The sequence below is a fragment of the Streptomyces sp. CA189 genome (genome assembly GCF_056428985.1).
The window spans coordinates 25,239-31,257 of sequence record NZ_JBWJVM010000093.1 but is presented as its reverse complement, the minus strand read 5'-3'; the positions used below and the strand labels follow the sequence as shown (position 1 = coordinate 31,257).

Annotated in this window: 6 protein-coding genes; 5 read left to right on the top strand and 1 reads right to left on the bottom strand. The window is 72.8% G+C overall.

The genetic code is table 11. The annotated features are described in order from the left end of the window. Window positions 1-179 precede the first annotated feature (179 nt). The 5 genes from AC061S_RS39005 (at window position 180) to AC061S_RS38985 (ending at window position 5,314) form a co-directional block, all read left to right on the top strand. Window positions 180-2,078: an FG-GAP-like repeat-containing protein gene (locus AC061S_RS39005; RefSeq protein WP_478690613.1), complete on the top strand. Its 1,899-nt coding sequence runs from the start codon at window positions 180-182 to the stop codon at window positions 2,076-2,078. Between the two features lie 86 nt (window positions 2,079-2,164). Then, the gene (gene alr / locus AC061S_RS39000) at window positions 2,165-3,301 is read left to right on the top strand and encodes an alanine racemase (protein WP_478690612.1); all 1,137 of its coding nucleotides are present in this window, start codon (window positions 2,165-2,167) and stop codon (window positions 3,299-3,301) included. A gap of 14 nt (window positions 3,302-3,315) precedes the next feature. Continuing rightward, window positions 3,316-4,461, top strand: coding sequence for an alpha/beta fold hydrolase (locus tag AC061S_RS38995; protein ID WP_478690611.1), 1,146 nt, complete (start codon window positions 3,316-3,318; stop codon window positions 4,459-4,461). Beyond that, window positions 4,445-4,969, top strand: a complete 525-nt coding sequence (tsaE, locus tag AC061S_RS38990) for a tRNA (adenosine(37)-N6)-threonylcarbamoyltransferase complex ATPase subunit type 1 TsaE (protein WP_389694499.1) — start codon at window positions 4,445-4,447, stop codon at window positions 4,967-4,969. The genes AC061S_RS38995 and tsaE overlap by 17 nt, the downstream gene beginning before the upstream one ends. Window positions 4,970-5,107: 138 nt before the next feature. Further along, window positions 5,108-5,314, top strand: coding sequence for a hypothetical protein (locus AC061S_RS38985; RefSeq protein ID WP_478690610.1), 207 nt, complete (start codon window positions 5,108-5,110; stop codon window positions 5,312-5,314). A gap of 77 nt (window positions 5,315-5,391) precedes the next feature. Here AC061S_RS38985 and AC061S_RS38980 read toward each other — a convergent pair whose 3' ends face one another. Next, entirely contained in the window at window positions 5,392-5,949 is a 558-nt protein-coding gene (locus AC061S_RS38980; protein WP_478690609.1) for a hypothetical protein, read from the bottom strand. Between the last annotated feature and the right edge of the window lie 70 nt (window positions 5,950-6,019).

Below are 6,019 nucleotides of genomic sequence, written 5' to 3'. Positions count from 1 at the left end.
GGGGGGGCGGGCCGACGGGTCGAGGGCCGCCTCGAACGCCCGGGAGAGAGGGCAGTACCGTGATCATGATCCGGGGCCGGTGCCGTGTGTTCGGCCGTCCCGGGGGGCACCTGGGGGCGCCACATCGTGGCGGCAGGTGGTCCAGGACCACATGTGGAGGGGTTTTGAGAAGTTTTTTGGTGCCCGGGAAGTGGCGTGCCGCCACCGGGCTCATCGCTGCCGCGGCCGCGGCGGCGTCCCTGCTGACGGCGGGAACGGCGCAGGCCGAGGAGGCCGTGCCACCGCCGGCGGCGGGTGAGCTGCGGGTGATCTCGTGGAACATCTGCGGTGAGGCGGGCGGTACCCGCGGCGTGACGTCGGGCTACTGCCCGAAGCGCAACGAACCCGAGCTGAAGATGGATGCGGTCGCCGCGCTCGCCACGAAGCAGCAGGCCGACGTGGTGATGCTGCAGGAGGCCTGCGGCTCCCGGAACAACCCGCCGGCCGTGCCGGGGGTGGAAGACAAGGGCCTGACCCACGAGGAGCTTCTGGAAGCCAAGCTCCCGGGCTGGACGATCGTCCACGCGGTCGGCGAGAGCCACAGGAACGCCGAGGGGCTCCTCAGGACGAACTGCCGCACCGATACGCTCGCCGGGAACCTGGGCGTGCTGATCGCGGTCAAGGGCACTGTGCCCGACACGGCCGTCCAGTCGTTCGAGTCGGCTCCGGCAACGGTCACCGCGGCGGACTTCGCGTCCGTTCCCAATGCGGTCACGCCGACCGCCGAGCAGCTCGCCGCGCTGTCCGGCCGCATCAAGCCCGTGCTGTGCGTCCGCAAGGAGGGCTGGCCGGACAAGATCTGCACCACGCACCTCTTCGCCGGAAAGGAGACGGAGGCGGGCAAGCGTACGCCCGAGAGCGTGCTCCGCGAACTGCAGGCGCGGAAGATCCGGTCGGAGCTCGGGGCGGAGTTCGGCTCCGGACTGATCCTCGGCGGGGACCTCAACGCGAAGGAGACGGACGCTTCCCTGGCGCCGCTCGCCGGGAGCCTCGCCCGCTACACGAACGACGAGTTCACCCACATGGGGTGGGAGAAGCCGACGACTTCCGGGGGCGAGCGCACGGGGTTGACCCACCGGTACGACCACGTTCTGACCAGCAAGCGGAACCGGTTCACCTCCATCGAGGTCGACCACTCCCTGATGGACCAGACGGACCCCTACACGGTGCCGGAGGAACCGAAGCTCGCCTTCTCCGACCACGCTCCCGTCATCACCACGGTGCGTCGCGTGCCCGGGGACCTCGACGGCGATGCCCTGCCGGACCTCCTCGCCGTGGACGACGCCAAGGGCGAGATGCACCTGTACCCCGGCAACGGCAGCGGTGGCCTGGGAGCCCCCGTCCTCGTCGGGACGAAGGGATGGTCGGGTGCCTCGGTCACCCACCGGGGGGACTGGACCGGCGACGGCGCGGAGGACATCGTGGCCCGGGTCCAGGGCGAGCTGAGGCTGTTCCCGAACCTGGGCGACGGCAGGATCTACGGGCACACCGTGCTGGCGACCGGGCTGCCGGCCACCGCGAAGATCGTCGGAGTCGGTGACGCCACCGGCGACGGCTTCCCCGACCTCGTCGCCCAGTACGGCGACGCGCTGTACCGCTACGACGGCGTTCCCGCCGCTCCCGGCACGCCCGTCTCGGTGAAGCCGCCCGTCAACCTGGGTACCGGCGGCTGGGACGCGATGACGCTGACCGCGCCCGGTGATGCCGACGGCGACGGCCGGGTCGACCTGCTGGCCCGTAATAAGACCGACGGCAATGTGTGGCTGTACCACGGCCGTGACGGCGGCAGCTTCGGCAGCATCGGCACCCGCACCGAATTCGGCCGCGGCTACACCCAGGACAACCGTCCCCGGATCGCGGCGGGCGCCGACGCCAACGGGGACGGCACCGCCGACATGTGGGCGACCACGAAGGAAGGCCGGCTCCTGTTCTACCCGGGCGGAACCGACGCCCTGGGCAACCCGGTGGATCAGACATCCGCCTCCCCTTCCGTCGAGGTCGACGCCGACGGATGGTCCGGTACCGGGTCCCTCGGCTGACGGACCCGGAAGGGAAGCCGTAAAGGAAGCCGTAAAGGAAGCCGTAAAGGAAGCCGAACAGGCGGGGCTCTGAGAGACTGTGGGGGATGAACGAGACAGCCGCGCGCGTGTACGCCGAGATCGATCTTGACGCCGTCAGGGCGAACGTACGGGCCCTGCGCGAGCGGGCGCCCCGCTCCGCCCTGATGGCCGTCGTCAAGGCGGACGCCTACGGGCACGGGGCCGTGGCCTGCGCCAAGGCCGCCCAGGAGGCCGGTGCGAGCTGGCTCGGGACCGCCACGCCCGAGGAGGCCCTCGCACTGCGCGCCGCCGGGCTCGAAGGGCCCGTTCTGTGCTGGCTGTGGACCCCCGGCGGACCTTGGCGGGAGGCCGTCGAAGCCGGTATCGACGTGTCCGTCAGCGCGCTGTGGGCCCTCGACGAAGTACGGGAAGCCGCCCGCGCCGCCGGCCTGACGGCCCGGATCCACCTCAAGGCCGACACGGGCCTGGGCCGCAACGGCTGCCAGCCCGCCGACTGGGAGGCCCTGGTGACGGCGGCCGTCGCCGCCCAGTCCGAGGGCACCGTCCGCGTCACCGGCGTCTGGTCGCACTTCGCCTGCGCCGACGAGCCCGGACACCCCTCCATCCAGCTCCAGCTGGCCGCCTTCCGCGACATGCTCGCGTACGCGGAGAAGGAGGGCGTCGAGCCCGAGGTCCGGCACATCGCCAACTCGCCGGCCACGCTCACCCTCCCCGAGTCCCACTTCGACCTGGTCCGCTGCGGCCTGGCCCTCTACGGGGTCTCGCCCGCGCCCGAGCTCGGCACCCCCGCCCAGCTCGGCCTGCGGCCCGCGATGGCCCTCAAGGCCACCGTCGCGCTGGTCAAGACCGTGCCGGCCGGGCACGGGGTCAGCTACGGGCACCACTACGTCACCGACCGGGAGACCACCCTCGCGCTGATCCCGGCCGGCTACGCCGACGGCGTCCCGCGCCAGGCGTCCGGGGCCGGCCCGGTGCTCGTCGGCGGCCGCATCCGCACCGTCGCCGGGCGCGTGGCCATGGACCAGTTCGTGGTCGACCTGGAAGGCGGCCACGCCCGCGTCGGCGACGAGGCCGTCATCTTCGGGGACGCGGAGCGCGGCGAACCCACCGCTGAGGACTGGGCTCGAGCGGCGCACACGATCGGGTATGAGATCGTCACCCGTATCGGGGGCCGGGTCCCCCGCGTATACCTCAACGGCTGAGTGAGGGCGGCGGCGTGAGCGAGAACTGGCGCAAGGCGGGCTGGGCCGGCGCCGCCATCGGCGTGATAGCCGCCGGAGCGGCGGCCGGGGTCGCGGTCGAACGGATCACCGTCGGCCGGGGCATGCGGATGAAGGCGCGCCTCGCGCTCGACGCGACCGGGGACTACGGATCCCTGCGCGGCGCCCCCGGCACCGCGCGGGCCGAGGACGGCACCGCGCTCTACTACGAGGTCGACGAACTGCCCGAGGACGGCAAGCGGCGCCGGCTGCGCCGCAGGGCCCCGGCCCGGCCGACCGTGGTGTTCTGCCACGGCTACTGCCTCGCGCAGGACTCCTGGCACTTCCAGCGCGCCGCCCTGCGCGGCCTGGTCCGCGCCGTCTACTGGGACCAGCGCAGCCACGGCCGCAGCGCGCGCGGCCTGGCCCAGGCCGACGGCGAGCCGGTCACCTTCGAGCAGCTCGGCCGCGACCTGAAGGCCGTCATCGACGCCGCCGCCCCCGAGGGCCCGCTGATCCTGGTCGGTCACTCGATGGGCGGGATGACCATCATGGGACTGGCCCAGGAGTTCCCCGGCCTCATCCGGGACCGGGTGGCCGGAGTGGCGCTGGTCGGCACCTCCAGCGGCCGGCTGGACGAGGTCACGTACGGGCTGCCCGCCCTGGGCCTCAGCACGGTACGGCGCCTGCTGCCCGGGGTGCTCAAGGCGCTCGGCTCCCAGGTGGAGCTGGTGGAGAAGGGCCGGCGGGCCACCGCCGACCTGTTCGCCGGGATGGTCAAGATGTACTCCTTCGCCTCCCGCGACGTCGATCCGGCCGTCGCCCGCTTCGCCGAGCGGCTCATCGAGGCCACGCCCATCGACGTGGTCGCCGAGTTCTACCCGGCCTTCCAGGCGCACGACAAGACGGCCACCCTCCAGCGGTTCGCGGACATCCCCGTCACGATCATCGCCGGGGACCGCGACATGATCACCCCACCCGAGCACAGCGGGGCCATCAAGGAAGCGCTGCCCTCCGCGGAGCTGGTCGTCCTGGAGCCCGCCGGGCACCTGATGATGCTGGAGCACCCGGACACCGTGACCCGGCTGCTCACCGAGCTGCTCGCGCGCACCGGGACGGTGTCCGCAGCGGCTAACGTTGGCAGGCATGGAAGAAGTACCTGACACGGAAACGCACGTCACCGTCGGCTCGCCCGACGCCATGCAGGACCTCGGGCGCCGGATCGCCGGTCTGCTGCGCCCCGGCGACCTCGTCCTGCTGACCGGGGAGCTCGGCGCCGGGAAGACCACCCTGACCCGCGGCCTCGGCGAGGGCCTGGGCGTGCGCGGGGCCGTGACCTCGCCGACCTTCGTGATCGCCCGGGTCCACCCCTCGCTGACCGGCGGTCCGGCGCTGGTGCACGTGGACGCGTACCGGCTGGGCGGCGGGCTGGACGAGATGGAGGACCTGGACCTCGACGTCTCGCTGCCCGAGTCCGTCGTCGTCGTGGAGTGGGGCGACGGCAAGGTCGAGGAGCTGTCCGACGACCGGCTGCACGTGGTGATCCGCCGGGCGGTCGGCCACGAGGAGGTCCTGGACGACGTGCGCGAGGTCATGGTCCGCGGGATCGGCACCCGCTGGTCCGCCGGGGCGGGTCTGGAGAGCCTCGCGGGGGTCCTGTCGCCGGAGTAGGCGTAGCGCGGCGCGGCGAGAAACGTTCCGACAAGTCGTCGGGAAGATATTGCGCGGGCGGCGGGGCGCGTGGTCACATGGTACCGAGGGCTGGTTAGGCGTACCTAAGTGCGGACTGGCCCCGGCCAGGAGGCAGCCATGTCGACAACAGGAGCAGCGGGCGTCCCGCGCCCGTCCGCCGTGTCCGTGGGGGCACTGCTCGCCGCGGGCGCCGCCGCCAGCGCCGTGTCGACACCGCCCGCGCGCGAGCGCGTCCCGGACCCCGATCCCGTAGGGGAAGGGGCGGAGGGCAGCGAACAGGACTTCGACGGCGAACAGGCCGCCCCGGAGTCCGAAGCGGCCTGAAGCGGGGACCGCCTGAAGGCGCAGTCCCCGTACGAGTGAACTTGGCGCGTCGCGGCCGGTCGGTTCGGCCGGTCGGGTCAGGGAACGACGACGACCTTCGAGCCGATCGTCGCGAAGGCCCACATCGCGTCCCCGTCCGCGCGCAGCATGCGGACACCGCCGGTCTTCTTGGCCGGATCGGGCGCCGGGAGGGTGTTGTCCACGCGGGCGCTGAAGCCGACCGTGACCCCCTGCGGACTCGCGAACCGGACGACGTGCTCGATCGGCACCCCGTCCGAGCCGGTCACCGCGCCCGTGCGGCCGCCCACCGTGTACCTGCCGGGCGCCGGGTGCACCGTGCTCGGCACCACCGCGAAGGATTTCGGCTCCCCGGCGGGTCCCACCAGCCACACGCGCTTGGCGCTCAGCGAGTACACGACGCGTACCCCGGTGCCGGAATCGGCCGGGAGGGCCACCGGCTTCGCCGGGTCCGTCTTGGCGGGTCCCGAGTCGCTCGGAGCGGGCACCGGGCTCTGCGCGGAGGCCTTCGGCGGGAGCGCGGGAGCGGAGGCGGAGGCCTGGTAGCCGAGGAAACCGACGACGGCGAGCGCCGCGACGGTGAGCCCGGCCACGATTCCCGAGCTGCTGCGTGCCACCTTGCTCCACCTCTCCGCATGGTCAGTCGATGCCAGTCGGATGTCGGGCGGACGATCACACCCCGACACC

What these genes read in the sequence shown, in the direction of transcription:
- alr (WP_478690612.1), top strand. Translation starts at nt 2,165, where the DNA reads ATGAACGAGACAGCCGCGCGCGTGTACGCCGAGATCGATCTTGACGCC.
- tsaE (WP_389694499.1), top strand. Translation starts at nt 4,445, where the DNA reads ATGGAAGAAGTACCTGACACGGAAACGCACGTCACCGTCGGCTCGCCC.
- AC061S_RS38985 (WP_478690610.1), top strand. Translation starts at nt 5,108, where the DNA reads ATGTCGACAACAGGAGCAGCGGGCGTCCCGCGCCCGTCCGCCGTGTCC.